Raw genomic sequence first — 25,162 nt, 5'->3', positions numbered from 1 at the left:
AAGGCGCGCGGATAAGGTACCGCTTGGCGCGCCTCGCGCCGAATCCGCATCAGCTCACGATGGAGAAATTTGCCGCCGTGACCGTGTTCGCCGTAGCGCCATTCAGCCACACCGCCGTGTCGGCGTCGACCTGAACCACGAAATAGGCCCCGTTCTGATACGAGTGCGACAGCACGTCGGCAAAGGACGTGAAACCGGAGCCGTTCAATTGCACGACGTCCAGGCTCGGCGTCCAGTCCTGCACGACCTGCACTCCCGGAACGTCGTTGACGACAAAAGTGTCGTTGCCCACACCGGTGCCCGGACCGCCGCCATCGCCGCCGTACATCACGTCGTCGCCGTTGCCGCCATAGGCGTAATCGTTTCCGCCATAGCCGTACATGATGTCGTTGCCATCATCACCGATCAGGACGTCGAAGACCTGCGACCCCAGCAGCACGTCGTTGCCGGCTCCCCCGTAGGCGTTGCCGCCTCCCGTTGGAAGATAGATCCAATCGTCCCCGCCGCCGCCTTCCAACAGGTCTACTCCGATATCGCCGACGATGGTTTCTTCTGCTGCGCCACCATAGATGCTGTCATTGCCCAACCCGCCGTAGAAAAGAGCTTTGCCAACCTGCCCATCGCCGGTGAATACGATCACGTCGTTGCCGTTGCCGCCCAACACCACTGGCTGCGGGCCATCGTCGTGATCGTAGGAGCCGTAAAGGCTGTCGTTGCCGTCGCCACCGTCCCAATGCACGGCGAAGCCGGTGAAGAGATCATTGCCGCCGTCGCCATACGCAACGCCATTGTAGGATGCGGTCAGAACGGAGTTGATGGTGTCGTCGCCGTCACCACCGTAGCCCGGTCCAAAGTCGGACACCGTGATCCGATCATTCCCTGCGTCGCCGTAGAATGTCCCGTAGCCGGCTATCGTGTCATTGCCGGAGCCACCGTAAACTATACCACCGGGAGAAGCGGCACCGGCGGTCAGGATGTCATCGCCCTCACCACCGTAAATGGTTGGCTGGACCGCGCTGGAATTCCCGGTCAGGGTATCGCCTCCGTCCAGGCCATACATGACGTCTTCGTTGCCGGTATGGCTGTCGGCCGCCAGAGTTCCTGTGTAGGTAACCAACTTCCCCTCCTGTCGGCTCTTTGCCGGTAGCGGGCGAGCCTCTGCCTCTGGTTGCGCCTGCGAGATCAATCGCCGCTATTATTGCACCTCAAATATCCAAACGACTGAACTCCCAAATGGGCTACGCCGTTGGTATTGAGGTCGCAAGAGGCCACGGATGGAGGAGATGCGCCTCTGCACCGGAGGTGACGACCTCGTCGTCCATGCGGACAGTGCCGTTTCCTGTGCGGCTTGTGGGCCCCGACCGAACCTAATCACCGTCCGCCAGCGATCGCTCCATGATGATGGTCCGCTCTTCACCGTGGTAGCTGTCGCGCACGGCCCTGTATCCGAGCTGCGCATAGAAGGTCTCGGCGCTGATCGATGAGGGCACAGCCAGGTTGGGGATACTTCTCTCGCGTGCCGTGCGCTCGACCGCTTCCATCAGCAGCCTGCCGATACCCCTCGCCTGAACGTCGGGGGATACGAACACCGTACGGACCACGTTTCCGTCGAGGCTTGCCGTTCCAACCACACGACCATCAATCGCGGCAACAAAGACGGTGCGCTTGCCGATCAGCTGCAGCACGGCGTCCGGACTGAAGCTGCGCTCGACCCGCTCGATGATCTCGCTTGCATAGTCCCTGGCATTGGTTTCGCGCAGTGCACGCAGGATGACCGCGCTGATGTCGCCGGCGTCGTCTTGGCGCGCCGGCCGGATCGTGCATTCCATCGGTCGCCTCCGCTCGCTCAAGGGTCGCATTCGAATATCTCAACCTAGCTGTTGCCGTGGTCTACCTTGGCGGCCTCCAAAGACGGCAGGAGCGCAGCGAGCAAAATGAGCGCGATCCCCAAATCGATTGAAACGTCGGCGACGTTGAAAATCCAGACAAATCGAAGTTTCGAGGCGTCGAACAAGTCAACGACGGCACCCAATCGAAGACGGTCGATAGCGTTTCCGGCTGCTCCGGCGCCGATGAAGGCGAGTCCAAAAGCATTGATGGTCGATGTCGGTCGCCAGAGTATGGATCCGAGCAAAACTGACGCTACCGCAAGGCCGATGGAAGCGAGTGCCCATCGCGAGAACTCACCGTAGTCTGGAATCAGACCAAATGCGTTGCTGCGATTGAACGCAAGGGTAAGGTCAATGGGACCTGGTAGTTTGACGGTGGTGCCAATTTCCAATGATCCAACCGCCCAATGCTTTGTCAGCTGATCGAGGGCCAGCATCGCACATGCGGCACCGAACGCGATGAAGTGTGAGCTTCGATAACTTCTCACGAACAGTTTCTCGCGCCGCTGTCGTCTAGGCCATAGGGCAACAATCTTAATATCGGACCATAGCGTGCCGGCCCGCATGAGCCAATATTTCCGACTGGCCCTGAGCGCATTATGTTGCTGATTGTATCGGAGGCAGATCACGTAGCGCCGAATTCAGGTGAGGAGCCCGTTGCTCCGGTTCAAGCGACAGCGCCGAATAGGAATTTGAGTTAGTTGAAACTGTGCTACCCTGCATCCCGGGATGGAATTGCCATCTCGGCCTTTTTTGGAGGACACGGCTATGAAAGGCTCGTCGCTCTTCGTCACGAATTTCGCTGTCGCTCTGTTGTCGATCGTGCCGCTAGTATGTGCATCAAATGGCCCGGCGTGGTCGCAACCCACGCCAGCCCCGGACACTGCCATCAACCCGCTTCCCAACATTTCGGTCGAGGCGCCGAGGCACGTCAGCACGCAACACAGGCCGACGCAGCGCGCGGCGGCCCGCAGCACCTCGTCTTCGCGTACGGCTTCGACCTCAGTGTTTTGCATCGGCGGTTGCATGACGAGCATGAAGTCAGGTGACCGCCCCTGGATCGGATGCTCCTGGTCTGCCGGCGCGTCAGCATACACCGGGTGCCGAAACATCGGGCCCGGCGGCATCCCCTTCAAGAGCTATACTCAGTGCACGGAAACCGGACTGAATAACGGTTGGAGAAGCGGTGAAGTCTCCGCGTATTGCACCAGCCTGGCTTTGAAGTAGAGAGCACGAGGACACATTAGTCGTGTCCGAAAGTCCGATGTCGGGCCTGGCCTATGCCGAAATCGCGGCGCCGCAGACTTGCGGCGCCTTCCGGCCCCCTGGCTGGCGGGCTGCAACTGCAAAGGATAAGCCTCGTTGAGACGCGCTTTGATCATCCTCGGCATATTGTTCGGCGGTTCGGTCGTTGTGATCGGTGCCGGGACAGTTCTCTTCGCTTACCAACTGACGCGGGTGGACGCCTATCCAGCCTTCATGGAGAAGGATTCTTGCAAAGGGCCATAGCTCTTACGACGAGACGAAGCGCGCCTCCTCTCAATTCGTGAAGAGCGCATTTCCGGTCGGCTCGGACGCGAACGGCGCGATTGCCCAGATCACCGGAGGTGGCTTTCGGGTTGAAAAGTCAGATTGACCGAACTCGGTCGCGCTTCTATGGAATCGCCATGCAGGCCCGTGTAACGAACGATACGCCATTACGATCGAGCAGACGACAGATGGAAAGGTCGCAGACGTAGCAGGGCAGCTTTATCCGGTTTGTCTCTAGGTCGTCCGGCCTCGATCGTGGCCCGCGCGCGCCGCGTCACACGTTCTTCGCGACCTTTCGCGTCCGCGTCGGTCCGGCACCGGTGATCGCCGGCTTGATATTCCACACGGCCCGCACGCTGGCGAAGGCGTGCGCGATCACCGGCTCCTGGCGGCGCGCGGCGAGGCAGGCAAAAGAGAGATCGCAGGTGAGCTTCACTTTGTCGACGACCACGAACTGATGCGGGCGTGCCATCCGCGGCGCCAGCACGCTGTCGCGCGCGAGGCTGAGGCAGAGGCCGGATTCGACGAAGTCGATCATCGCCTCTTCCTGATCGGTGTAGCCGATGCGCTTCGGCAACGGGCCGAGCGGGCGGAAGATGTCGTCGAGCAGACGGCGGTGGCCGGAATGCGGCGGTGTCGCGAGCCAGGGCAGCTCGGCAAGCTCGGCCCAGCCCTTGCCCATCACCCGCTCCCGCCAGGCGATCGGCGCGATCACCCGGTAGTCGTAGCTGAGCAGCGGCGCCAGCTGGTAGCGGCCGTCGGCGATGGTCCGTTCAGTGAAGCTGTGATGGGTGAGCTGCTCCGGCGGTGTGGCGTCGACATAGTAGCCGACGTCGAGCTCGCCCCGGCCGACCTGCGCCAGCACGTCGTCGCTGACGCCGTGGCGCAGGAATACTTCGGTGCGTTGCGAGGACATCGCAAGGCTGCGCACGAATGGTCCAAGCCGGGTGAATTCGGGATCGAGGATGGTGCCGACGCGCAAGGTGCCGCGCTGCGCCTCGTTCAGCGAGTCCGCCGTCGCCTTGAAGTCGGATGCCGCCGCCACCGCCCGGTGCGCCAGCGGCAGCAGCGCGGCGCCGGCCTCGGTCAGCGTAAAACCGCCCGGTGTGCGGTTGAACAGCTGCAGCCCGGTGCTTTCCTCCAGCGCCTTCAGTTGCAGGCTGACCGCGGGCTGGGTCAGTTTCAGCATCGATGCCGCGCGCGACACGGTGCCCTCACGGGCAACCGTGATGAAGCAACGCAAGGCCTGGGTACGGGGGAGGTCGGTCATTGAGTGGGCTTATAGCACACTTTTTCGCCGCGCATCGACCGGCATCGTGCACTATTATATTATCAGAATACAACCAAGACGAGAAATCAGGCCGGCCGCCACGCGATCATGCCTTCGGTCCGCGCGCGCACCTCCGGCGAGGCGAGGCAGGTCGCGACCGCTTCATAGCCCACCGCGCCGGGCACCGGCGTGACGCAGGCCGGCACGCTGTGATTGGCGGGGCACAGGATGATCGCTTCGTCGTCGCCGACCGCGTCGAGATCCAGGATCGCGCTGGAGCGCGTCAGGAAGAACAGCGGCCGCGCCTCCGGTCCGCGACGACGCAGCTGCGCGATCACCGCTTCCTGGCTTGCCGCATCGAGCCCGTGCTCGAGCATGTCGATCACGGGGATCGCGTCGCCGTCGGCCTCGAGCTCTGCAAGCAGCGTGGTCAATGCCGGTGTCTCCACGGCGCCGTCAGCGAGATGAGCGGCAAGGCTTGCATCGACCCTGGCCTTGTGGGCGGGATCGGCATCGAGACGCGCGCGAACCGCCGCGCCGCCATCGGCTGCGCGGTCCAGGCCGACGAAGGTGGCGTTGGGCAGCGCTTCCGCAAGCCGCTGCGCGAGGCGCGTCTTGCCGCTGCCGAGCGGGCCGACGATGTAGTTCAGCGGCTTGACGTCGCGCAGCTCGAAGCGCTCGCCGCCCCAGGGCCACGGCAGATCGAACGCGACGGCGATCGCCGGTCGCGCCCTGACTGCGCCGATCACGTCGCGCGCCGCGGGCATCTTGCCGCGGCCGAGGTCGGCGCGCAGCGCCCGCACCCTGGCGATGCTGTCGCCGCATTGCCGGACGCGCGCTTCGAGCGTGGCTTCGTGCGCAGCCAGCACGCGGTCGAGCACGGCGGCATCGCCGCTCAGGACCCGCGCCAGTTCACCGATGCCAAGGCCGAGCGCACGCAGCGCGACGATCTCGGCGCCGCGCGCCATCTCGGCCGGACCATAGGCGCGCCATCCCGCCGGCGTGCGGGAAGGCGCGATCAGGCCGCGCTCCTCGTACAGGCGCAGCGCCTTGGCCGAGATGCCGAGCTGCCTCGCAGCTTCGGACGGACTGAGAAAACGGGCGGCAGCATTCATCGAATCACCTCGCATCGTCTGACCGCGTCTCTTATGGAGGCGGCCGCAGGGGCAAGGTCAAGCGGGGAGGGTGGTGATCCTCATCTATCGGATAGCGGTGAGGTGAGCACGTATCTCGGGCTGCCTCTCCCCTTGCGGGAGAGGGCGGGGAGAGGGGTGGCCCCGGGCGAGATGATTGATGAGCGCATCGCTCTCGCAACTTGTTCGCTTGTCGCCGTCGCAGAAACGAAGGAGCACGTCGTGTGGCACCCCTCTCCCTAACCCTCCCCCGCAAGGGAGAGGGAACCCTGCCGCCGGTGCGTCCCTGACGCGCCAATCACTGAGTTGCCCGACGTGGCAAGCCCCCACAACAAAAATATTTCCGTTTATCGGAATGGCAACTCAGTGTATGGTTCGCCGGTCTCACCCGGTACGAGGGGCGGCTCGCGATCGTCACGAACGCGGTGTGGGATGCGGTGGACGCTGATCATGCGAGCGACGAACGCATGTGATGCGGACGGTGAAGTCGTGTGGTCCTGACGCCCTAGCGGCCGGTGTCCCCTTGTAAGACGCAATTGCGTCTTGCGAAGGCGGTGACAAGCAAGCCCAGTCTCGCCGGGGAGAGCACGAAATAAGCCGTAACCCATCGCGCAGGGAAAGCCGGAGTGTTTCCGGTTACACCTGTGGTCCTACCCCCGAGCTTTCTACCTTTTGCTCGGGGCCCATGGGTGCGATCGGCACCCGGCTTTCCCTGCGCCCTCTGATCGATAGGAGGGCAAGCCGAAGAGCAAAGCTCGGACGATTCATGTCGCGAGAACGCGAAGCTATGTCCCCACCCACACTGTCATCGCCCGGCTTGACCGGGCGATCCAGTACGCCGCGGCCTCTCACCTTAGCAACCGGCTCCTCTGGAATACTGGATCGCCCGGTCAAGCCGGGCGATGACACCGAACAAGCTGTTTGAGAGGTTGAATCGATAACCATCCTCAGCGTCGTCCTGGCGTAAGCCAGGACCCATTACCCCGAATGCAAATTGTTGTGCGATGCTTGGGCCGCGATCCCGTTCATCATCAACTGCGGTGGTGGGTCCTGGCTTTCGCCAGGAAGACGACGGAGCGCCTGGCAAGCTGTGGCTATCGCAATACTCGGATCTGTGCGGCGCGCTCCGTGCAAACCAAGACTCACTCCAGATGGTTCACCTTCGCCACCCAGGCGCGGACGTCGGTGAGCACGTCGGGCAGCACGGCCTTGACCTCCTGCACGGTCATGCCGGGCTTGATCCGGGGGTCGTAGAGCAAATTGAGCAGATATTGGTCGTAGACGTCGAAATAGCCCATCGAGACGCTGTCGTTGAACATGGTCCACGGCACGGTCGCGGTATCGTTGATCGGGCCGAGCGACTGCAGCAGCTCCTCATAGGCGCAGTCGAGGAAGACGAAATCGCCGTTGTCGACGGTGAGGATCACATCGGAATGCTCGATCTCGTAGTTCTCGTTCTTGCGGAAGCCGGACAGGCATTGCGGATCGAGCGAGGAGCGGATTTCCTTGGCGCGGTCCTGGCCGTAGAAGGTCGCGATGGTGCGGTAGAGCTCGCGGTCGCGCACCAGCTTGACCACGACATTGGCAGCGTCGCTGCTCTCGGTCATCGCGATGTCGAGATGCTGCACCTTGGCTCGGATGTCGGCGATGACCTTGGCGAGCTGGGCCTTGCGGTCGGCGCGGCTGCCGTCGGCGAACACGCGCACCGGGCTGTCGTATTTGCGGATGCGATCGACCCGTCCGGCGAGATGATATTCGGCACCGAATGCGGTCTTCAGAAAACCCTCGACGATCTCGGCGTCGGTGAAGAGCTTCTTCTCGTTGCGCTGACGCACGACAACGGCCGGCACCTCGGCGCCGGCCGCGGGCACGGTGGCGTCAGTGAGGCAAGCGGCGAGCGCTGCAGCGAGAACGAGCAGGATCGAAGGGCGGTGCTGGGGCATTCTGACGACGCTGCCGCAATGCTTGCGGCAGCGCAAGACGGGATCAAGGCGGCGAGATCAGCGATCCTGCCGGACGGTGGCGCCTGGTTCCGGTGAAACCGACGCGATCAGTTCTTCACCACGACAGTGGTGCCGACCGAGACCCGATCATAGAGGTCCTTCACGTCGTCATTGGTCATGCGGAAGCAGCCCGACGAGACCGCTTGGCCGATCGTCTCCGGCTCGTTCGAGCCGTGGATCCGGTACAGCGTCGAGCCGAGATACATCGCGCGCGCGCCGAGCGGATTCTCGATCCCGCCGTTCATGTGACGCGGCAGATCGGGGCGGCGGCGCAGCATATCCCTGGGCGGCGTCCAGGACGGCCATTCCTTTTTCGCCGAGATGCGGTGGACGCCGCCCCAGCGGAAGCCGTCGCGGCCGACGCCGATGCCGTAGCGCAGCGCCTGGCCGTTGCCCTGCACCAGATAGAGCCGGCGCTCGGCGGTGTTCACTACGATGGTGCCCGGCGCGTAGTTGGTCGGGTAGTTGACGGTGGTGCGCGGGATCGGGCTCGCGCCGTTGCCGAAGAAGCTCGGGGGCTCGGACTGGTAGCCACGGGAATCGAACAACTGGGCGTGGGCCTGGCCGGCACCTGCCAGGATCGTGAGCGCGGCAAACATCAAGGCAATCGGGCGCATCGTCATCGTCCTCGCGAACAATCAAATATGCAGCCAGAAAGGCCACAATCGCCGGCGTTTCGCAAGCGACGAAGCCGTGACACCAGCCATTTTCCGACGACACGGTTTAAAAAGGCAACAGATCGGAAGCGATACCTGCATTGTCCGGCCAAGCCTTTGACGAAGCGGATGAAGAATGGTTGATCTGGATCAACCTCAAGAAACATCTCTGGCGGGAGCGGGATCATGAACGGTGCGGAAAGTCTGGTGCGGACATTGGTTGCGGGCGGAGTGGACGTCTGCTTCACCAATCCGGGCACCTCGGAGATGCATTTCGTCGCGGCGCTGGACAAGGTCCCGGGCATGCGTTGCGTGCTCGGTCTGTTTGAAGGCGTGGTGACCGGTGCGGCCGACGGTTATTTCCGCATGAAGGGAACGCCGGCCTCGACGCTGCTGCATCTCGGGCCCGGCCTCGCCAACGGCCTTGCCAATCTGCACAACGCCAAGAAGGCCCATTCCGGCATCGTCAATATCGTCGGCCAGCACGCAACCTACCACATCGGCTACAACGCGCCGCTGACCTCTGACATCGAGGGCCTAGCGCGGCCGATGTCATCCTGGGTGCGCACGTCGCCGGATGCCAAGTCGGTCGCAGCCGATGGCGCGGCCGCGATCGCCGCGGCCAGGAGCGCGCCGCCGCAGATCGCAACCCTGATCCTGCCGGCCGACACCGCCTGGAACGAGGCCGACGGCATCGCCGAAGTGGCTGTCGACACCCAGCGTCCGAGCTACTCGCCGCAGGCGGTCGAGCGGGCCGCGAAGATATTGCACAACGACGCCGCGCACACGCTGCTGCTGGTCACCGGCAGCGCGCTGACCGAGCAGGGGCTGGTGTTCGCCGAGCGCATTGCCGGCAAGACCGGCTGCACCGTGATGGGCCAGACCTATCATCCGCGCATGGCGCGCGGCCGCGGCCGGTTCTCGATCAACCGCATCCCCTATGTGATCGAGCAGGCGCTGCCGATCCTGAAGAATTTCCGTCACATCGTGCTGGTCGAGGCCAACGATCCCGTCGCGTTCTTCGCCTATCCGAACAAGCCAAGCATGCTGAAGGCGGAAGGCTGCGAGGTGCATCGCATGACCGCCTGGGGCGAGAATTCTGTCGCAGCCCTCGAGGCGCTCGCGGGCGCGCTGCATGCCATAGTGCACGACGTCAAGCCGCAGCAATTGCAGGATCTGGCCAAGCCGACCGGCGCGCTCAATCACGCCACGATCGCGCAGGCGATTGCGTGTGCGATCCCCGAGAATGCCATCATGGTCGATGAATCCGTCACCACCGGCCGCGGCTTCTTCCCGCCGACGGCGGCTTCAGCGCCGCATGACTGGCTGCAGAACATGGGCGGCTCGATCGGCTTCTCGACCCCGGTCGCAACCGGCGCCGCCGTCGCCTGTCCGGACCGCAAGGTGATCTGCATGGTCGGCGACGGCTCGGCGATGTACACGATCCAGTCGCTGTGGACGCAGGCGCGCGAAGGCCTCAACGTCGTGACCATCGTGTTCGCCAACCGCATCTACCAGATCCTGCGCGGCGAATTCGACGGCGTCGGCGCCGGCGAGCCGGGCAAGCGGGCACAGGACATGCTCAAGATCGATCGCCCGACGCTCGACTTCGTCGCGCTCGCCAGGGGCATGGGCGTGCCGGGCAGGGTGGTGACGACGGCCGACGAGTTCAACAAGGCGCTGGCGGAAGCCGTTGCCGAGCCGGGACCGCGGCTGATCGAAGTGCAGATGTAGACACACCGCTTTAGAAGGCCGCGGCGGCGGCCCGCGATGAAACTCATCGCGCTTTAGTCCAGTCGGAGGCGCCAATGCAGACCGAGCTGACCAAGGTGATCGCCGCCATCGAGGAATTTTATGCGCAGGAGACGTTCCTGCTGGAGCGCGATCTCGGCGAGCGAACGCTTACTCACCGGCTGGCCGTCTATGTCGAGCGGCAGTTTTCCGGCTGGCAGGTCGATTGCAACTACGACCGGCTCGGCGAGCGCACGCTGCGGCTGCCGCGCGGTTCGACGATCTCGACCGATGACCATCTCGGCAAGTCGATCTATCCCGATATCGTCGTGCATCAGCGCGACATCCCGAACAATCTGCTGGCCATCGAGCTGCGCAAGGACGGCAATCACCAGCTTCTCGAGCACGATCAGCGCAAGCTGCAGGCGCTGACCGATCCGAATGTCTGGTTCGCCTACGCGATCGGCGTACTGCTGATCGTGGGAAAGGACGGGGTGAGCCTGTCCGAGGTCTATGCCGGCGGCGTCATCGACAGCACCGCATCACGCTGGTTTGCCGAGCGGCTGGACGCGGGCGGGCTTGCGGGCAAGCATGACAATGGCGCTCAGCACTAAGTTGATGGATGAATCTTCTCTCCGCATTGCCGTGATAGCCCGTTTGGATCATGCGCCACCTTCGCATGCGCGGCAGAACAGAAGGCGCGGGAGGTGGAGCAATTACTGGGGCTGGTGGTCAATTTCAGAACGATCCGATGGCGGTGCGGATTACCGGCTCCGCAACTGTTTCGCTCCCCCTCCTGCACTTGAATTCACGGGCTCCGCTCTCGCTCCCCAAACCGGCGGCGCAGCCGATTGCGACGTGACGGGTCGAGACAGCCCGCGAACCGAGACAGAAAAGGCCGCCCCCTCGGGCGGCCTTTTCCGTGATCGCCGAGATCGCCAAGAGATCGCAAAGCGCGATTGTTTCTGTGGGCGATTGCTTCTGTCTATTGCTTGGCCGCGTCGTCGCCGGTCTTTTCCCCAGCCTTTTCGCTAGTCTTGGCGCTCGACTTCTTTGCGGCTTTCTTCGCCTTCTTCTTCGGCGCCATCTTGGACGCCTCGCCCTTGGCCGCGGTGTCGCCGCTTGCGGCGGGGGCCGGGCTCGTGCCCGCCTTGTCCTGCGCGAGTGCGGCGGACGAGACGAAGGCAAGCGCCGTGGCGGCGAGGATCAGTGTTCGCATCGGATGGTTCTCCCAAGTTGGTTTCTCCGGCGCCCCTCAACGGGACAGAATGTCGCAGGTTCCGCAACCCGGATCAGCAGTCCGCGAGCAGCACGTGAACGGCGCAACCCTCGTGCAGGCCGCGGAACCGGGAACCTCGAGCTGCGTTATGTCGCTGGGCAGGAGTTCCGAGGAGACGCGCCATGCGCTGGCGATCGATGACGGAAACCACCGGCACCATGCTCGATACCGCCCCCGAAGACACCTTCTACGCGGTGGGCTGGACGGTCAGCGGCGTGGCGACCCTGGCGACCATCGTTGCGGTCTGGATGTTCGGAATCTGACAGCGAACGGTCCTTGCAGCCCAGCGGCTTGCCGGCACCGGCAAGCAGCATCGGCATGCGTCGGCGACTCACTTCCGCAAGATCACCAGCGCTTCCCGGTAGAGCTGCGAGAAGCAGACCAAGAGCGCGCTCGACAACAGGAACATCGCCAGGCTGTCATAGTCTTCGGCGGTGGGCCAAGCGAAGTCGAAATAGGGCGGCATGAACGCCCACCAGACGATCGGAACCGTGATGATCGTCGCAAAGGCGCCGGCCGGTGCGCCGCCCATCAGGCCCGCGATCAGGATCGCCGGCACAAAACCTGCGAAATAGAGCTGCATGCCGAAGGTCGCGAACATCTCCTGGGTCGCGGTGGCCAGCACCACGGCCAGCAGGGCGACCACGAACGTCGACAACGACCACGGCCGCAGCTTCAGAATGTAGTCATTGCCCTTGCGCATCGAGACGTCCCGGCCTCCGCGAGTTCCGGGAAGGTAGCCGAGGAGGCTCGCGAATAGAACACCGTAGGACTCCGTGGGGGGCGGCGTTCTGCTCGATACCGTGAAAAGGAACCGGCCCGGTCAAGCCCCTGCCGCATTGTCGCGCTTATTGCATTGCGGCAAGGTGATTGGGGACAGCACAATGCTGGAGCTTCTGATTGTCGTTCTCGTCGCCGGGATCGGGTTCGTATCGGGATATGGCGTCCGCGAGCTGATCTCGCGCCGCCGACGCCGGTCGCCGCAGCGCATTCACGCGCCGAAGGCGCGGGCCGCCAATGACGACATTTCCGCGCGCGGCCGGTATCGGCCGACCGGCACGCAACAGGCCGATCACGCCACCCCGCCCGACGAACTCGACGGCGCCGTCCGTGACCTGCTCGGCGAACTCAGCCGCCGCACCGCCAAGCCGTCATCGGCCCCGCACCGCCGCCGGCAATGAGGGAGATGCCGGGCGAACCGCGCTCAGACCGCCGCGACGTTAATTGATCTGCTGGCAGGAAGGGGAATGGTGGACGCACAAGGGATCGAACCTTGGACCTCTCCCGTGTGAAGGGAACGCTCTCCCGCTGAGCTATGCGTCCGGGATGTGACGTGCCAAAGGCCGCTGGTCGGCGGCCGGTCGATAGAGGCGCTTCGTCAGAGCGTGCGATTTACGAAGTGCCGGGTAGGGGTGTCAAGCCAAGACCTTCAGGAATCAAGGCCTGCAGGACATCAAACCCTGCGGGGATCAGGCGCCCTGCTGGCGGGCGCGGGAGGCGTGCGACTGCAGCGCCCGGATGCGTTCGGCCAGCGTCCCGCCGCCTTCGGGCATCGCGCTGCCAGGCGAGACGCCATTGGCGGCACCGTTGGCGGGCTTGGCGGTCGCCTTGGCCGGCACGGTCGGCTCGGCCGCCAGCATGGCCTCGATCGCCGAGTTCGGTCCCTCAAGCTGGATCGCGAGCTTGGCCACTTCGGCGGCGATGTCGTTGATGCGCTCGCGCAGCAGCGCGTTCTCCATCCGCTCGGTCGCCCAGGAGCTTTCGGCCTGCTGCTGGATCGCGTTGATGTCGCGCTGCAGCTTGCCGCGTTCGTCGCGGGCGATGCGTAGCTGCTCCTCGGCCGCCGCCTTTTCCTGGCGCAGCTTCTCGAGTGCGGATGATTTGCCGCCGCCCGCCGCCGCGATCTCCTCGCGCAGCTCCTGCACCGTCCGCTCCGCGGCGGCGTTGGCCTGCTTGAGCTGGCCGTTCTCGAATTCACGCTCGGCGAGCAGCTTGCCCTGGGTCGCGAGCCGCGCCTCGAGGTCGGTGACGCGGTTGCCGAGCATCTCGGCTTCCTTCACCTGGACGATCAGCTGGCGGTCGAGATCGGTGACGCGCTGGCTCAGATTCTCGACCCGGCCGCGCGCATCGGTGAGATCGCGCGTAGCGGTTTCCGACTGGCTGCGCTCCTGGGCGAGGCGTGCCTCGGTCGCCGCGAACTCCCTGGCGGCATCGCCGACCCGGTTCTTCAACTCCTCGACCTGGGTCCGCACCGCGACCAGTTCGACTTGCCGGCTGTCGGCCGTCATCGAGCGGTCGTTGAGCGCGGCGTTGATCTTGCCGAGCTCGCTCTGCTTGTCGGTCAGCGCCTGCTCGGCAGTGCGCAGCAGCTCGGTCTTGGCGGTAAACTCTTCCTCGGTGGCGCGAAGCTGCTCCTTCATCGCCTTCTCGCGCGCCTCCAGCGCGAAGATCGCGGCGTTCTTCTCGCCCAGCTCGATCTTCATGCGATTGATCGCGTCGGTCTTCTTGCCGATCTCGGCGAGCTGGCTTGTGGTCTTGCTCTTGAGCTGATCGACGCTCATCTCGAGCCGGCGGGCCGACATCGCGAACTCGGCGCGGAGCTGGTCCTTGTCGGCCTGGATCTCGGCCATCGACAGCGGGGTGGCCGCCTCCATGCGGCGCGTGGTCAGCCGCACCGCCCGGTTATGCACCAGGGGCACGATCATCAGGCCGCACAGCATCGAGATCAGGAAACCGATCGCCGCGTACATGATCGGCTCGATCATGAAGGGTCACTCCAAGAAAGAAGGAAATTGTTAATCACAATGCCACGGCAGGCCGGCCGAAGGCCAGCCCGTTCGCCGCGTTAACCTGAATCGCTAACCGTGCCGGAGCGCCGGCGTCATCACCCGATCAGGGCCGCGACCTAGAACGGGTTCCAGGTCGCGCGCGGGGTGTATTTGAGATAGCCGACGCTGGCGCCGAGCCGCAGGCCGATGCCCGAGCGAATCGGGACCAGCACGATGTTGTTGGCGGTCAGCGCCGTCATGCCGAAGCCGCCGACGATATAGGCCGAGCCGTCGATGCCGACGAAGCGCTGGTAGATCGCCTGCGTCGAGGGCAGGTTGTAGACCAGCGTCATGGTCCGCGCGCCGTCGCCGCCCCAGTCGAAGCCGACCGAAGGACCTTGCCAGTAGACCCGGAGATCGCCGGCATTCTTGGTGTAGAGCGTGCCCTCGCCATAGCGCAGCCCAGCCACGAAAGCGCCGGAGCCTTCCTCGCCGAGCACATAGCCGTTGGGCAGACCCCATTGGCTGACCGCGCGCTCGATGACCGAGGCGAGCCCTCGCGAGACATTGCCGAAGAACTTGTGCCCAGCTCCGACCAGCTCGTCGGGCCCGTAAGTATACGGGGTCGGCTCACGCTGCGGCGGCGGATATTGCGGCGGCGGCCCCTGCTGTGCCGATGCCCCCGCGCTCCAGCACATCAGCGCGGCGAACGCGACCGCGGCAAGGCGTGATGCGAAACTCATAAAGAACCCCTGCTATCGAAATCCGGGCGTTGCCCTTTAACCTGATGCCAACAGGCACGGCTCTAGGTTGCGTCCAGTGTCCCCTCGACTCGGATGTTATCGGTATCAACTATGACGGTACAACGGCAGGAAAGATATGGATCGTGCCGGGGGATGGCGTTTTTCGGCCTGTTGGCGGGCATTTTGGCGGCTACCTGGCCGCCACTGCCTGTTGGGGCCGCCACGACCGAGCGCGTGGTGACGAACCGCTACTCGGGATTAGCGATCGAGGGATTCGATCCCGTCGCCTATTTCACCGACTCCGCTGCGACCCAGGGGCGGCCCGAATTCGAGGCCGCCACAAGTGGCGTCGTCTGGCGCTTCCGCAACGCGGGCAACCGCGCCTCGTTCGTGGCGCATCCCGAAATCTATGGACCGCAGTTCGGCGGCTATGATCCGACCGACCTGGTGCGCGGCGTCACCTGTGCAGGCAATCCGCGATTCTGGGCGGTGGTCGGGAATCGGCTTTATCTGTTCAACCGGGAACGCAGCCGCGATGCCTTCGCCGCCGATCCCGCGCACTTCCTGAACGAAGCCGCGGCGCGCTGGCCGGAGCTGGCAGAAAATCTCGCGCAGTGATCACGACGCTGCGGCCGGGTCGCCCCAGGCAATGAATTCCGGCACCAGAAAGTCCTCGCGGCCCAGCCCGAAATGCAGTGGGCCTCCGTTCGCATCGGTTACCTTGCCGCCGGCGGCAACGACGACCGCGTGACCGGCCGCCACGTCCCATTCGGATGTGGGCGAGAGGCGGGGATAGATGTCGACCTGACCTTCGGCGACACGGCAGAACTTGACGGCCGAGCCCAGCACGGCGCGGACCGCGCCGCCGCGTTCGTCGATGAAGGCTTCGGTGCGCGCGTCGCCATGTGAGCGGCTCACCGCAACCGTCCAGGGCGCGCCGCGCGGCGGGCAGAGACGGGTCCTGATCGGCACGGCCTGCGCAACCGCGCCGTTCTGCAGCGTCAACCGCTCGGCGCCCTTGCCCACGATGCCGCGCCAGATCAGGCCGAGCGCGGGTGCGCCCACGATGCCGAGCAGCGGCACGCCGTGCGTGACCAGCGCCACATTGACGGTGAATTCGTTGCGGCCGGCGACGAACTCCTTGGTGCCGTCGAGCGGATCGATCAGGAAGAAACTGTCCTTGTAGGGCGGCGTCGCCAGATGGACACGCTCCTCCGACAGCAGCGACACGTGCGGCGCCAGCCGCGTCAGCCCTTCGACGATGATATGGTCGGCGGCGAGATCGGCCTCGGTCACCGGCGAGCCGTCACTCTTGCCGGTGACATTCATCGCGGAACGGTTGACCGCAAGAATCGCCTCGCCGGCCCGGATCGCCAGCTCGGTCAGCGATTCGAGCAGCGTGGCGGCGGCCTCGCAGCCGATCACGGGCGGCTGTGCCTTATTCATGGGCGGGTCTCATATCCTGTTCGTCTTCCCCAGAGATCGTGATGCGATGACACGGCCTCGCATCATGATCTCATCTCCTTGTTTGAGCATGGTCTTTTCGGAAAACCGGTTTCCACTTTGCGTGAACGCGGCGGTTCCCGTCCGGATCATGCTTTATCAGTCCCGCCGCAAGCTGGCAGCATCCGTCTGCGCGGTGTATCAAGCCGACAGGCATGCGTGATTCGCACTCCTCCCGCGGCGTGCGGCTTTCCAGGAAACAATCGATGTCTGGCACTTCGTCTCCCGGTCCCGCTCCCGATGCACTCGAACTTGCGGCGCTGTTGTGCTCGCGGGTCTGTCACGATCTCATCAGCCCGGTCGGCGCGATCGTCAATGGGCTTGAGGTCCTTGACGACAATCCCAAGCCCGAAGATCGCGACTTCGCGCTCGATCTCATTCGCAAGAGCGCCAAGACCGCGTCGGCCCGGTTGCAGTTCTGCCGGCTGGCGTTCGGCGCGGCCGGTTCCTCCGGTGCGCAGATTGATCTCGGCGATGCCCAGAACATGGCGAAGGGGCACATCGAGGACGGCAAGGTGACGCTGACCTGGAATCTGCCGCGGCTGTTGCTGCCCAAGAACCGGGTCAAGCTGCTGCTGAACATGCTGGTCATCGCGCAGCAGACGATCCCGCGCGGCGGCACGCTGATCATCGATCCGGTCGGCGACGGCGAGGCGATGAGCTTCCGCATCACGGCCGCGGGCCTCAATGCGCGCGTGCCGCAGAACATCGTCGATCTCCTGAATGCGACCTCGTCGAACACGGTCGATGCGCATGCGGTGCAGCCGCATTACACCCGCCTGCTGGCGGACGCCTGCGGGCTGAAAGTGACGCTCACGCTCGACGGCGACAAGGTCATTATCGCCGCGTCCTGAACGCGGCCCGCGGGAACATCATTAATCAAAGGTTACGACCGGCCGCGCGATTCGATCGCGCGGCCTTATCTCTTTGTTGATCCCGTTCTTTTCCATTTGCTCAACCAAACTTAAACGCTTTGCGGAGAAGCTGGCCCGGTTCCGTCAGGCGCGTCGATGTCGCGCGCCGCTGCGTTTTCGAAGGTTGGTTTCATGGACGATCTGTTGCGTGAGTTCCTGACGGAGAGCAGCGAGAGCCTGGATACGGTCGACAACCAGCTGGTGCAGTTCGAGCAGGACCCGAACAACGCGAAGATCCTGGATAACATTTTCCGCCTGGTGCACACGATCAAGGGCACCTGCGGCTTCCTCGGGCTGCCGCGGCTGGAAGCGCTGGCGCATGCCGGCGAGACCTTGATGGGCAAATTCCGCGACGGCATGCCGGTGAAGGCGGAAGCCGTGACGCTGATCCTGTCCTCGATCGACCGCATCAAGGAGATCCTTGCAGGGCTGGAGGCCACCGAGGCTGAGCCTGAGGGCAACGACCGCGATTTGATCGATCAGCTGGAAGCGATGGTCGAGCGCGGCATGGCCGCAATGGCTGCAGGTGAGACTGCCGAAGAAGACGTGCCTGTCGTCGAAGCGCCGTCGGTGCAGGCTGACATGACCCAAGCAATGACTGAAGGCACGCTGGTGGTGCAGACGCTGGAGCGTCCGCTGCGTCCGGGCGAGGTCTCGCTCGACGAGCTCGAGCGCGCCTTCCGCGAGACCGCGACCGAAGTCGCCGCACCCGCACCTGTCGTGAAGCTCGTCGCCGCTGCTCCCGCAGCGCCTGCGGCCGAAGCCGCCGAGCCCGCGAAGAAGCCGGCCCGCAAGGCCGCCGGTGAGGACGTCCAGGAAGGCGACAAGATCGCCAACCAGTCGATCCGGGTCAATGTCGACACCCTCGAACACCTCATGACCATGGTCTCCGAGCTGGTGCTGACCCGCAACCAGCTGCTCGAGATCTCAAGGCGCAACGAGGACACCGAGTTCAAGGTGCCGCTGCAGCGGCTCTCCAACGTCACCGCCGAGCTGCAGGAGGGCGTCATGAAGACGCGCATGCAGCCGATCGGCAATGCCTGGCAGAAGCTGCCCCGCATCGTCCGCGACCTCTCCGGCGAACTCGGCAAGCAGATCGAACTGGAAATGCACGGCGCCGACACCGAGCTCGACCGCCAGGTGCTCGACCTGATCAAGGATCCCCTGACGCACATGGTGCGCAACTCCGCCGATCATGGGCTGGAGACCACCACCGAGCGGGTCGCAGCCGGCAAGCCGGAGCAGGGCACCATTCGCCTCAGTGCCTATCACGAGGGCGGCCACATCATCATCTGCATCGCCGACAATGGCCGCGGGCTCAACACCGAGCGGATCAAGGCCAAAGCGCTCCAGAACGGCCTCGTCACCGAGGCTGAACTGGAGAAGATGACCGAAGCCCAGATCCACAAGTTCATCTTCGCACCGGGCTTCTCGACCGCAGCGCAGGTGACCTCGGTGTCCGGCCGCGGCGTCGGCATGGATGTGGTGCGCACCAATATCGACCAGATCGGCGGCACCATCGACATCAAGAGCGTGGCCGGCGAGGGCGCCTCCGTCACCATCAAGATCCCGCTGACCCTGGCGATCGTCTCCGCCCTGATCGTCGAAGCCGGCGGCGACCGTTTTGCGATCCCGCAATTGTCCGTGGTCGAGCTGGTGCGGGCCCGCGCCAACTCCGAGCACCGCATCGAGCGGATCAAGGACACCGCGGTCCTGCGGCTGCGCAACAAGCTGCTGCCGCTGATCCATCTCAAGAAGCTGCTCAAGATCGACGACGGCGCGACCACCACCGACGCCGAGAACGGTTTTATTGTGGTGACGCAAGTCGGCAGCCAGACCTTTGGCATCGTGGTCGACGGCGTGTTCCACACCGAGGAGATCGTGGTCAAGCCGATGTCGACGAAACTGCGTCACATCGACATGTTCTCCGGCAACACCATTCTGGGCGATGGCGCCGTGATCATGATCATCGACCCCAACGGCATCGCCAAGGCGCTCGGCGCCTCCGGCTCCTCGGCCCATGACATGGCCGAAGACAATGCCGCGGCGCACGCCTCGAGCGGCGAGCAGCTGACCTCGCTGCTGGTGTTCCGCGCCGGCTCGAGCCAGCCCAAGGCGGTGCCGCTCGGTCTCGTCACCCGGCTGGAGGAGATCGCAACCGACAAGATCGAGCTCAGTAACGGTCGCTACATGGTGCAGTACCGCGAGCAGCTGATGCCGCTGGTGCAGATGGCCGGTGTCGAGGTGCAGACCCAAGGGTCGCAGCCGATCCTGGTGTTCGCCGACGACGGCCGCTCGATGGGGCTCGTGGTCGACGAGATCATCGACATCGTCGAGGAGCGGCTCAACATCGAGGTCGCAGGTAGCCAGGACGGCATTCTGGGCTCGGCGGTGATCAAGGGACAGGCCACCGAGGTGATCGACGTCGGCCACTTCCTGCCGATGGCGTTTGCCGACTGGTTCTCGCGCAAGGAGATGCGGCCGTCGGCGTCAGCGCAGTCGGTGCTGCTGGTCGATGATAGCGCGTTCTTTCGCAACATGCTGGCGCCGGTCTTGAAAGCCGCCGGCTACAAGGTGCGGACCGCGCCGAACGCCCAGGAAGGGCTCGCCGCGCTGCGTTCCGGGCAGGCCTTCGACGTGGTGCTGACCGACATCGAGATGCCCGAGATGAACGGTTTTGAGTTCGCCGAGAACATCCGGAGCGACCACAATCTGATCGGGCTGCCGATCATCGCGCTGTCGGCGATGGTGTCGCCGGCGGCGATCGAGCGCGGCCGGCAGGCCGGCTTCCACGACTATGTCGCCAAGTTTGACCGTCCCGGACTGATCGCGGCGCTGAAAGAGCAGACCGCCGAACTGCGCCGGGCGGCCTAGAGCATGATCCGGAAAAGTGGGAACCGGTTTTCCGATCAGATCATGCTCAAACGAAGGACCCGAAGGAAACAGGATCGATGACCAGCAAGACCGAGACCAGTGAAGGCGCGATGGCCGAATACGTCACCGCTGTGATCGGCGGGCAGCTGTTTGGCTTACCGATCTCGCGGGTGCAGGACGTGTTCATGCCGGAGCGGCTGACGCGGGTTCCGCTGTCGTCGACCGAGATCGCCGGCGTGCTCAATTTGCGCGGCCGCATCGTCACCGTGGTCGACATGCGCGCCCGGCTCGGGCTGCCGAAGGCCGCTGACGGCCAGCCGCCAATGGCGGTCGGCGTCGACCAGCGCGGCGAATCCTATGGCCTCCTGATCGACCAGATCGGTGAAGTGCTGCGGCTGCCCGACGACAGCCGCCAGGACAACCCGGTCAACCTCGATCCCCGCATGGCCAAGCTCGCCGGCGGCGTCTACCGCCTCGACGGCCAGCTCATGGTCGTCCTCGATATCGATCGCGTGCTCGAACTGGTGCCCGACGCCAAAGCGGCGTGAACAGGGCCGCCAGAACTGAAGAACTGAAACATCCCACCGGGGATGAGGAAGTAGAGGTCGCAAATGAGAACCTGTCTTGTTGTCGATGACTCAAGCGTCATTCGCAAGGTCGCCCGTCGCATCCTGGAAGGGCTCGACTTCCAGATCATCGAGGCCGAGGACGGCGCCAAGGCGCTCGAAGCCTGCAAGCGGGCGATGCCGGAAGCGGTGCTGCTCGACTGGAACATGCCGGTCATGGACGGCTACGAATTTCTCGGCAATCTCCGCCGCATGCCCGGCGGTGATCAGCCCAAGGTCGTGTTCTGCACCACCGAGAATGACGTCGCGCATATCGCACGCGCGTTGCATGCCGGTGCCAACGAATACATCATGAAGCCGTTCGACCGGGACATCGTCACCGCGAAGTTCCAGGAAGTCGGTCTGATTTAAGTCGATCGTTCGATCCGGCGGCAGAAGCCTTCGGCTCAACGGTTTGTTGTGCGTCGTGTTGCGTCGCTGGTGAAGTCATGAGTATTGCGTTGACAAGTGCTGCGGTCCCGACATCGACCCGTACCGACAAGGTGCGGGTGATGGTGGTCGACGATTCCGTGGTGATCCGCGGGATGATCTCGCGCTGGATCGGTGCCGAGCCCGACATGGAGGTGGTGGCATCGCTGCGTACCGGCCTCGATGCGGTCAACCAGCTCGAGCGCATCAACCCCGACGTTGCGGTGCTCGATATCGAGATGCCCGAGCTCGACGGCATCTCGGCGCTGCCGCAGCTCCTGGCGAAGAAGCGCGACCTCGTCATCATCATGGCCTCGACGCTGACCCGCCGCAATGCGGAGATCAGCCTGAAGGCGCTGTCGCTCGGCGCGTCCGATTACATTCCGAAGCCGGAAAGCACGCGCGAGGCGACCGCCGCGGAGACCTTCCGTCACGACCTGATCCAGAAGATCCGTCATCTCGGCGCCAAGGCGCGACGCGGCACCGGGCACACGACGGCGAGCCCGCCGCTTGCGCCCGGACATGACAGACTGCGCACGGCGGCTCCGGGAACGCCCGCTGCACCCGTCGCGGCGGCGCCGATTGTGCGCCGCGCGTTCGGCCTGCTGCCGCCGAAGGTGCTGCTGATCGGCTCCTCCACCGGCGGCCCGCAGGCGCTGATGACGCTGGTCGGCGAGATCGGACCGGTGATCGATCGCTTCCCGGTACTGATCACCCAGCACATGCCGCCGACCTTCACCACCATTCTCGCCGAGCATCTGGCGCGCGCCAGCAAGCGTCCGGCTCATGAGGCAATCGACGGCGAGAGCATCAAGCCGGGCCAGATCTATCTGGCGCCGGGCGGACGCCACATGCGCATCGCTCGCCACGGCATCGATGCCACCATCGCGCTCGACGACGGACCGCCGGTCAATTTCTGCAAGCCCGCGGTGGACCCGATGTTCACCTCCGCGATCGATGTCTGGCAGGGCAGCATCATGTCGGTGATCCTGACCGGCATGGGCTCCGACGGCATGCGCGGCGGCAAGGATATCGTCGCCGCCGGCGGCAGCGTAATCGCCCAGGACGAAGCCACCAGCGTGGTGTGGGGCATGCCCGGTGCCGCGGTCCATGCCGGAATCTGCGCCGCCGTGCTGCCGCTCAATCAGATCGCACCGAAACTTGTTCGCGTGTTTTCGGGAGATCGTGCGTGACGCCGCTGGACTACGAGTATCTGCGTAAGCTGCTGAAGGAGCGGTCCGGTCTCGATCTGTCGCCCGACAAGCAATATCTCGTCGAGAGCCGCCTGCTGCCGCTGGCGCGCCGGTCGAACCTCGCCGGCATTCCCGATCTGGTGCAGCGGATGAAGGGCGGTGCCGAGCCGCTGACGTCAGAGGTGGTCGAGGCGATGACCACCAACGAGACCTTCTTCTTTCGCGACAAGATCCCGTTCGACCATCTGAAGGACGCGGTGCTGCCCGCGCTGGCGCGGGCGCGCGCCTCCCGCCGCAGCCTGCGGATCTGGTGCGCGGCCTCGTCGACCGGGCAGGAGCCCTATTCGATCGCGATGTTGCTGAAGGAAATGACCGCGCTGCTCGCCGGCTGGCGCATCGAGATCGTCGCCACCGACCTGTCGCAGGCGGTGCTGGAAAAGTCCAAGGCCGGCCTGTTCAGCCAGTTCGAAGTGCAGCGCGGCCTGCCGATCCAGCTGCTGGTGAAGTATTTTGTGCAGCAGGGCGAGCTCTGGCAGCTCAACGCCGATATCCGCGGCATGGTGCAGCACCGCCAGCTCAATCTGCTGCAGGACCTGTCGCATCTCGGCACTTTCGACGTGATCTTCTGCCGCAACGTGCTGATCTATTTCGATCAGCAGACCAAGGCCGGCATCTTCGGCAAGATCGCGCGGATGCTCGAGCCCGACGGCGTGCTGGCGCTTGGCGCTGCAGAGTCCGTGGTCGGTATCACCACTTTGTTCAGGCCCTATCCCGACCGGCGCGGGCTGTATCAGCCGAGCGTTGCTCCCGTCGCGCGTGCCGGCGCCGCGGTTCATGTGCTGAAGGCGGTGGCTTCGGCTTCGCGTTGAGCTAGATCTCTCCGGATCAGGAAGGCGACTCCGCCTGTTCCGTCACCCTGAGGAGCCGCGAAGCGGCGTCTCGAAGGGTCGACGGCCACCAGCCGGGCCGTGCATCCTTCGAGGCTCGCAAGGGCTCGCACCTCAGAATGACGGGAATCGAGATGTGCGCGTCTCTGCCAGCTACAAAATCGCGTGCGGCAGAAACCGGGAGGTGTTGCCGGTGATCGGGTTCTCGTCCTCGCGGATCGACAGCCCGCACGGCGTGTGGTCGACCAGCCAGCTGCCGAGCACGGGGTACTGCCCGGAAAAATTCGGCAACGGCGCCAGCGCCTGGCGGATGAAGCCTTCGGCGCCGTAGGGGCCTTCCTCCGCGACCAGCGTAAGGCCGGCGCTGACCAGTTCGACGTTGGCGCCCTCGCGCGAATAGATCGGCTTGCGCACGTAGGAGGTGCCGAGGCTTGCGGCCTGAGGGTCGTCCTCGAAATAGGCCGGCAGCAGATTGGGGTGGTTTGGGAACATCTCCCACAGCAGCGGCAGGATGCCCTTGTTGGACAGGATCGCCTTCCAGGGCGGCTCGATCCACTGCGTCGGCGCGGCCGCGAGATTCTTGCCGAACGCGTCGTGAAACATCCACTCCCACGGGTAGAGCTTGAACGCCAGCCTGATCGGGCATTCGTCGAGGTCGACGAACTGGCCGTCGTTGCGCAGCCCGATCTGCTCGATGTCGAGCAGCGTGGTCTTCAGCCCGGCTTGCGCTGCGGTGTCCTCGAGATAGGCGAGCGTGCCGGCGTCCTCGGCATTTCCGGTCAGGCCGGTGAGGTGCAGCGGGTGGGTCGCGCCGATCCTCTTCCAGGCCTCGATCAGCGCCTCGTGGATCGAGTTGAACTGGTCGGCGCGCTTCGGGATGATGTTGCGGGCGATCGCCTGTTCGAGCCAGGTCCATTGGAACACCGCCGCCTCGAAGATCGAGGTCGGCGTGTCGGCGTTGTATTCGAGCAGCTTTGCCGGGCCGCTGCCGCTGAATTTGAGGTCGAGCCGGCCGTACAGGCTCGGGTTCTTGCGGCGCCAGCTCACAGCGATCAGATCCCAGTACGCCTCCGGGATCTTCAGCCGGCGCAGATAGCGCTCGTCCTTGACCGCACGGCCGGCGAGCTCGAGGCACATCGCCTCGATCTCGCCGGTCGGCGCTTCGATGTCGCGCTCGATCTCGTCCAGCGTGAAGGCGTAATAGGCACGCTCGTCCCAGTACCGTTCCCCGTCAATGCTGTGGAAGGTGAAGCCGGCGTTCTCGGCGGTCGTTTGCCAATCGTCGCGCTCGGGGCATGCGATGCGTTGCATGAGGGTGGCCCGTGATCTTCAGACGACGCGTGTCAGCTTGGTGTCAGATTTGCTTGAGCATGATCTCCGCGCAAACGCTTCGCGTTTGTCGCGCGGAAAACCGGTGTCCACTTTTTCGGATCATGCTCTAGCTTCCGCCATGCGAGGGATCGCCGTCGCCGAAGCGGGCGATGCTGCGCGGCGCGCCGCCGAAGCCGCCGGAGGGCGACAATTGCTCGGGCTGCTTTTTCTTCGGTCTGTGCCCTGCATGGTGGTGACTGCGAGCTTGACCTGGCGTCAGGCCGATCGACGCCGCGCCGATCGCGACGCTTCCCATCAATTTCAGCCATACGCGGCGCGAGCGTTTCATCGACGCAATCCCTGTCATCTGCGGAGCCGCGCCGAGTGTCCACCAGCCGGGATGGCCGGGCAAGCGAAAGCGCGATGACGCGCCGATGACACCAC

General features: G+C 64.5%; 25 protein-coding genes and 1 tRNA gene. 11 read left to right on the top strand and 15 right to left on the bottom strand.

Features of this window, described 5'->3' with window-relative positions; translation table 11 throughout:
• Window positions 1–49: 49 nt before the first annotated feature.
• The 7 genes from V5279_RS34615 to V5279_RS34585 all read right to left on the bottom strand — a co-directional run bounded on the left by V5279_RS34615 (window position 50) and on the right by V5279_RS34585 (window position 8,442).
• The gene (locus V5279_RS34615) at window positions 50–1,117 is read right to left on the bottom strand and encodes a calcium-binding protein (protein WP_338691515.1); all 1,068 of its coding nucleotides are present in this window, start codon (window positions 1,115–1,117) and stop codon (window positions 50–52) included.
• A gap of 250 nt (window positions 1,118–1,367) precedes the next feature.
• Complete coding sequence (locus tag V5279_RS34610) at window positions 1,368–1,829, bottom strand: GNAT family N-acetyltransferase (RefSeq protein ID WP_338691514.1); 462 nt, start codon at window positions 1,827–1,829, stop codon at window positions 1,368–1,370.
• 44 nt (window positions 1,830–1,873) lie between these two features.
• A complete protein-coding gene (lspA, locus tag V5279_RS34605; RefSeq protein WP_338691513.1) occupies window positions 1,874–2,455 on the bottom strand; it encodes a signal peptidase II in 582 nt (193 codons plus the stop codon).
• A gap of 1,238 nt (window positions 2,456–3,693) precedes the next feature.
• Window positions 3,694–4,689 (bottom strand): LysR family transcriptional regulator, encoded by a 996-nt coding sequence (locus V5279_RS34600; protein WP_338691512.1) that lies wholly within the window; start codon window positions 4,687–4,689, stop codon window positions 3,694–3,696.
• Window positions 4,690–4,775: 86 nt separating this feature from the next.
• Window positions 4,776–5,804 carry a MerR family transcriptional regulator gene (locus V5279_RS34595; protein WP_338691511.1) on the bottom strand — a complete coding sequence of 343 codons (1,029 nt, stop codon included), beginning with the start codon at window positions 5,802–5,804 and terminating at the stop codon, window positions 4,776–4,778.
• 1,160 nt (window positions 5,805–6,964) lie between these two features.
• On the bottom strand, window positions 6,965–7,765 hold the full coding sequence (locus tag V5279_RS34590; protein WP_338691510.1) for a DUF2927 domain-containing protein: 801 nt from the start codon (window positions 7,763–7,765) through the stop codon (window positions 6,965–6,967).
• 107 nt (window positions 7,766–7,872) lie between these two features.
• Window positions 7,873–8,442, bottom strand: coding sequence for a L,D-transpeptidase (locus tag V5279_RS34585; RefSeq protein ID WP_175619345.1), 570 nt, complete (start codon window positions 8,440–8,442; stop codon window positions 7,873–7,875).
• Window positions 8,443–8,667: 225 nt separating this feature from the next.
• Here V5279_RS34585 and V5279_RS34580 point away from each other — a divergent pair, with 225 nt between their 5' ends.
• Window positions 8,668–10,215 carry an acetolactate synthase large subunit gene (locus V5279_RS34580; RefSeq protein WP_338691509.1) on the top strand — a complete coding sequence of 516 codons (1,548 nt, stop codon included), beginning with the start codon at window positions 8,668–8,670 and terminating at the stop codon, window positions 10,213–10,215.
• A gap of 74 nt (window positions 10,216–10,289) precedes the next feature.
• Window positions 10,290–10,826: a hypothetical protein gene (locus V5279_RS34575; RefSeq protein WP_338691508.1), complete on the top strand. Its 537-nt coding sequence runs from the start codon at window positions 10,290–10,292 to the stop codon at window positions 10,824–10,826.
• A 371-nt stretch (window positions 10,827–11,197) separates the two neighbouring features.
• Here the strand turns inward: V5279_RS34575 and V5279_RS34570 are convergent, their stop codons facing one another.
• Complete coding sequence (locus V5279_RS34570; RefSeq protein ID WP_338691507.1) at window positions 11,198–11,431, bottom strand: hypothetical protein; 234 nt, start codon at window positions 11,429–11,431, stop codon at window positions 11,198–11,200.
• Window positions 11,432–11,613: 182 nt separating this feature from the next.
• Here V5279_RS34570 and V5279_RS34565 point away from each other — a divergent pair, with 182 nt between their 5' ends.
• Window positions 11,614–11,754 carry a hypothetical protein gene (locus V5279_RS34565; RefSeq protein ID WP_165125659.1) on the top strand — a complete coding sequence of 47 codons (141 nt, stop codon included), beginning with the start codon at window positions 11,614–11,616 and terminating at the stop codon, window positions 11,752–11,754.
• 68 nt (window positions 11,755–11,822) lie between these two features.
• Here the strand turns inward: V5279_RS34565 and V5279_RS34560 are convergent, their stop codons facing one another.
• On the bottom strand, window positions 11,823–12,194 hold the full coding sequence (locus V5279_RS34560; RefSeq protein ID WP_338691505.1) for a DUF4118 domain-containing protein: 372 nt from the start codon (window positions 12,192–12,194) through the stop codon (window positions 11,823–11,825).
• Between the two features lie 181 nt (window positions 12,195–12,375).
• Between V5279_RS34560 and V5279_RS34555 the strand changes: the two genes are divergently transcribed.
• Complete coding sequence (locus V5279_RS34555; RefSeq protein WP_338691504.1) at window positions 12,376–12,672, top strand: hypothetical protein; 297 nt, start codon at window positions 12,376–12,378, stop codon at window positions 12,670–12,672.
• 67 nt (window positions 12,673–12,739) lie between these two features.
• Here the strand turns inward: V5279_RS34555 and V5279_RS34550 are convergent.
• The 3 genes from V5279_RS34550 to V5279_RS34540 all read right to left on the bottom strand — a co-directional run bounded on the left by V5279_RS34550 (window position 12,740) and on the right by V5279_RS34540 (window position 15,002).
• Window positions 12,740–12,814: transfer RNA gene (locus tag V5279_RS34550), tRNA-Val, on the bottom strand.
• A 146-nt stretch (window positions 12,815–12,960) separates the two neighbouring features.
• Window positions 12,961–14,256: a hypothetical protein gene (locus V5279_RS34545; RefSeq protein WP_338691503.1), complete on the bottom strand. Its 1,296-nt coding sequence runs from the start codon at window positions 14,254–14,256 to the stop codon at window positions 12,961–12,963.
• Window positions 14,257–14,396: 140 nt separating this feature from the next.
• On the bottom strand, window positions 14,397–15,002 hold the full coding sequence (locus V5279_RS34540) for a DUF1134 domain-containing protein (RefSeq protein ID WP_029080279.1): 606 nt from the start codon (window positions 15,000–15,002) through the stop codon (window positions 14,397–14,399).
• Between the two features lie 153 nt (window positions 15,003–15,155).
• Between V5279_RS34540 and V5279_RS34535 the strand changes: the two genes are divergently transcribed.
• Window positions 15,156–15,620 (top strand): YHS domain-containing (seleno)protein, encoded by a 465-nt coding sequence (locus tag V5279_RS34535; RefSeq protein WP_166298430.1) that lies wholly within the window; start codon window positions 15,156–15,158, stop codon window positions 15,618–15,620.
• On the opposite strand, the gene cysQ is transcribed toward V5279_RS34535, so the two are convergent.
• Window positions 15,621–16,448: a 3'(2'),5'-bisphosphate nucleotidase CysQ gene (gene cysQ / locus V5279_RS34530; protein ID WP_338691502.1), complete on the bottom strand. Its 828-nt coding sequence runs from the start codon at window positions 16,446–16,448 to the stop codon at window positions 15,621–15,623.
• A gap of 263 nt (window positions 16,449–16,711) precedes the next feature.
• Here cysQ and chpT point away from each other — a divergent pair, with 263 nt between their 5' ends.
• From chpT to V5279_RS34500, 6 genes are all read left to right on the top strand, one after another.
• Window positions 16,712–17,359, top strand: coding sequence for a histidine phosphotransferase ChpT (chpT, locus tag V5279_RS34525; protein WP_338691501.1), 648 nt, complete (start codon window positions 16,712–16,714; stop codon window positions 17,357–17,359).
• A 192-nt stretch (window positions 17,360–17,551) separates the two neighbouring features.
• The gene (locus V5279_RS34520; protein ID WP_338691500.1) at window positions 17,552–20,293 is read left to right on the top strand and encodes a hybrid sensor histidine kinase/response regulator; all 2,742 of its coding nucleotides are present in this window, start codon (window positions 17,552–17,554) and stop codon (window positions 20,291–20,293) included.
• A 77-nt stretch (window positions 20,294–20,370) separates the two neighbouring features.
• Window positions 20,371–20,841 carry a chemotaxis protein CheW gene (locus V5279_RS34515; protein WP_166298427.1) on the top strand — a complete coding sequence of 157 codons (471 nt, stop codon included), beginning with the start codon at window positions 20,371–20,373 and terminating at the stop codon, window positions 20,839–20,841.
• Window positions 20,842–20,904: 63 nt separating this feature from the next.
• Window positions 20,905–21,270, top strand: a complete 366-nt coding sequence (locus V5279_RS34510; protein ID WP_029083688.1) for a response regulator — start codon at window positions 20,905–20,907, stop codon at window positions 21,268–21,270.
• 77 nt (window positions 21,271–21,347) lie between these two features.
• Window positions 21,348–22,520, top strand: coding sequence for a chemotaxis response regulator protein-glutamate methylesterase (locus V5279_RS34505; protein WP_338691499.1), 1,173 nt, complete (start codon window positions 21,348–21,350; stop codon window positions 22,518–22,520).
• Window positions 22,517–23,389, top strand: coding sequence for a protein-glutamate O-methyltransferase CheR (locus V5279_RS34500; RefSeq protein WP_338691498.1), 873 nt, complete (start codon window positions 22,517–22,519; stop codon window positions 23,387–23,389). Before V5279_RS34505 ends, V5279_RS34500 begins: the two co-directional genes overlap by 4 nt.
• 171 nt (window positions 23,390–23,560) lie before the next feature.
• Here the strand turns inward: V5279_RS34500 and V5279_RS34495 are convergent, their stop codons facing one another.
• Window positions 23,561–24,718 (bottom strand): glutathionylspermidine synthase family protein, encoded by a 1,158-nt coding sequence (locus tag V5279_RS34495; protein ID WP_338691497.1) that lies wholly within the window; start codon window positions 24,716–24,718, stop codon window positions 23,561–23,563.
• A gap of 127 nt (window positions 24,719–24,845) precedes the next feature.
• Window positions 24,846–25,067 carry a hypothetical protein gene (locus V5279_RS34490; RefSeq protein WP_338691496.1) on the bottom strand — a complete coding sequence of 74 codons (222 nt, stop codon included), beginning with the start codon at window positions 25,065–25,067 and terminating at the stop codon, window positions 24,846–24,848.
• Window positions 25,068–25,162: the final 95 nt, after the last annotated feature.

It is taken from the genome of Bradyrhizobium sp. 26S5, assembly GCF_036923295.1.
Taxonomy (GTDB): Bacteria; Pseudomonadota; Alphaproteobacteria; order Rhizobiales; family Xanthobacteraceae; genus Bradyrhizobium; species Bradyrhizobium septentrionale.
The sequence above is the reverse complement of the archived record's forward strand: the minus strand, read 5'-3'. Positions and strand labels throughout refer to the sequence as shown.

Bases quoted from the DNA above. Each gene is read 5' to 3' on its own strand.
- V5279_RS34610 (WP_338691514.1), bottom strand. From the start codon at position 1,829: ATGGAATGCACGATCCGGCCGGCGCGCCAAGACGACGCCGGCGACATC.
- lspA (WP_338691513.1), bottom strand. From the start codon at position 2,455: ATGCGGGCCGGCACGCTATGGTCCGATATTAAGATTGTTGCCCTATGG.
- V5279_RS34600 (WP_338691512.1), bottom strand. From the start codon at position 4,689: ATGACCGACCTCCCCCGTACCCAGGCCTTGCGTTGCTTCATCACGGTT.
- V5279_RS34595 (WP_338691511.1), bottom strand. From the start codon at position 5,804: ATGAATGCTGCCGCCCGTTTTCTCAGTCCGTCCGAAGCTGCGAGGCAG.
- V5279_RS34590 (WP_338691510.1), bottom strand. From the start codon at position 7,765: ATGCCCCAGCACCGCCCTTCGATCCTGCTCGTTCTCGCTGCAGCGCTC.
- V5279_RS34585 (WP_175619345.1), bottom strand. From the start codon at position 8,442: ATGCGCCCGATTGCCTTGATGTTTGCCGCGCTCACGATCCTGGCAGGT.
- V5279_RS34580 (WP_338691509.1), top strand. From the start codon at position 8,668: ATGAACGGTGCGGAAAGTCTGGTGCGGACATTGGTTGCGGGCGGAGTG.
- V5279_RS34575 (WP_338691508.1), top strand. From the start codon at position 10,290: ATGCAGACCGAGCTGACCAAGGTGATCGCCGCCATCGAGGAATTTTAT.
- V5279_RS34570 (WP_338691507.1), bottom strand. From the start codon at position 11,431: ATGCGAACACTGATCCTCGCCGCCACGGCGCTTGCCTTCGTCTCGTCC.
- V5279_RS34565 (WP_165125659.1), top strand. From the start codon at position 11,614: ATGCGCTGGCGATCGATGACGGAAACCACCGGCACCATGCTCGATACC.
- V5279_RS34560 (WP_338691505.1), bottom strand. From the start codon at position 12,194: ATGCGCAAGGGCAATGACTACATTCTGAAGCTGCGGCCGTGGTCGTTG.
- V5279_RS34555 (WP_338691504.1), top strand. From the start codon at position 12,376: ATGCTGGAGCTTCTGATTGTCGTTCTCGTCGCCGGGATCGGGTTCGTA.
- V5279_RS34545 (WP_338691503.1), bottom strand. From the start codon at position 14,256: ATGATCGAGCCGATCATGTACGCGGCGATCGGTTTCCTGATCTCGATG.
- V5279_RS34540 (WP_029080279.1), bottom strand. From the start codon at position 15,002: ATGAGTTTCGCATCACGCCTTGCCGCGGTCGCGTTCGCCGCGCTGATG.
- V5279_RS34535 (WP_166298430.1), top strand. From the start codon at position 15,156: ATGGCGTTTTTCGGCCTGTTGGCGGGCATTTTGGCGGCTACCTGGCCG.
- cysQ (WP_338691502.1), bottom strand. From the start codon at position 16,448: ATGAATAAGGCACAGCCGCCCGTGATCGGCTGCGAGGCCGCCGCCACG.
- chpT (WP_338691501.1), top strand. From the start codon at position 16,712: ATGTCTGGCACTTCGTCTCCCGGTCCCGCTCCCGATGCACTCGAACTT.
- V5279_RS34520 (WP_338691500.1), top strand. From the start codon at position 17,552: ATGGACGATCTGTTGCGTGAGTTCCTGACGGAGAGCAGCGAGAGCCTG.
- V5279_RS34515 (WP_166298427.1), top strand. From the start codon at position 20,371: ATGACCAGCAAGACCGAGACCAGTGAAGGCGCGATGGCCGAATACGTC.
- V5279_RS34510 (WP_029083688.1), top strand. From the start codon at position 20,905: ATGAGAACCTGTCTTGTTGTCGATGACTCAAGCGTCATTCGCAAGGTC.
- V5279_RS34505 (WP_338691499.1), top strand. From the start codon at position 21,348: ATGAGTATTGCGTTGACAAGTGCTGCGGTCCCGACATCGACCCGTACC.
- V5279_RS34495 (WP_338691497.1), bottom strand. From the start codon at position 24,718: ATGCAACGCATCGCATGCCCCGAGCGCGACGATTGGCAAACGACCGCC.
- V5279_RS34490 (WP_338691496.1), bottom strand. From the start codon at position 25,067: ATGAAACGCTCGCGCCGCGTATGGCTGAAATTGATGGGAAGCGTCGCG.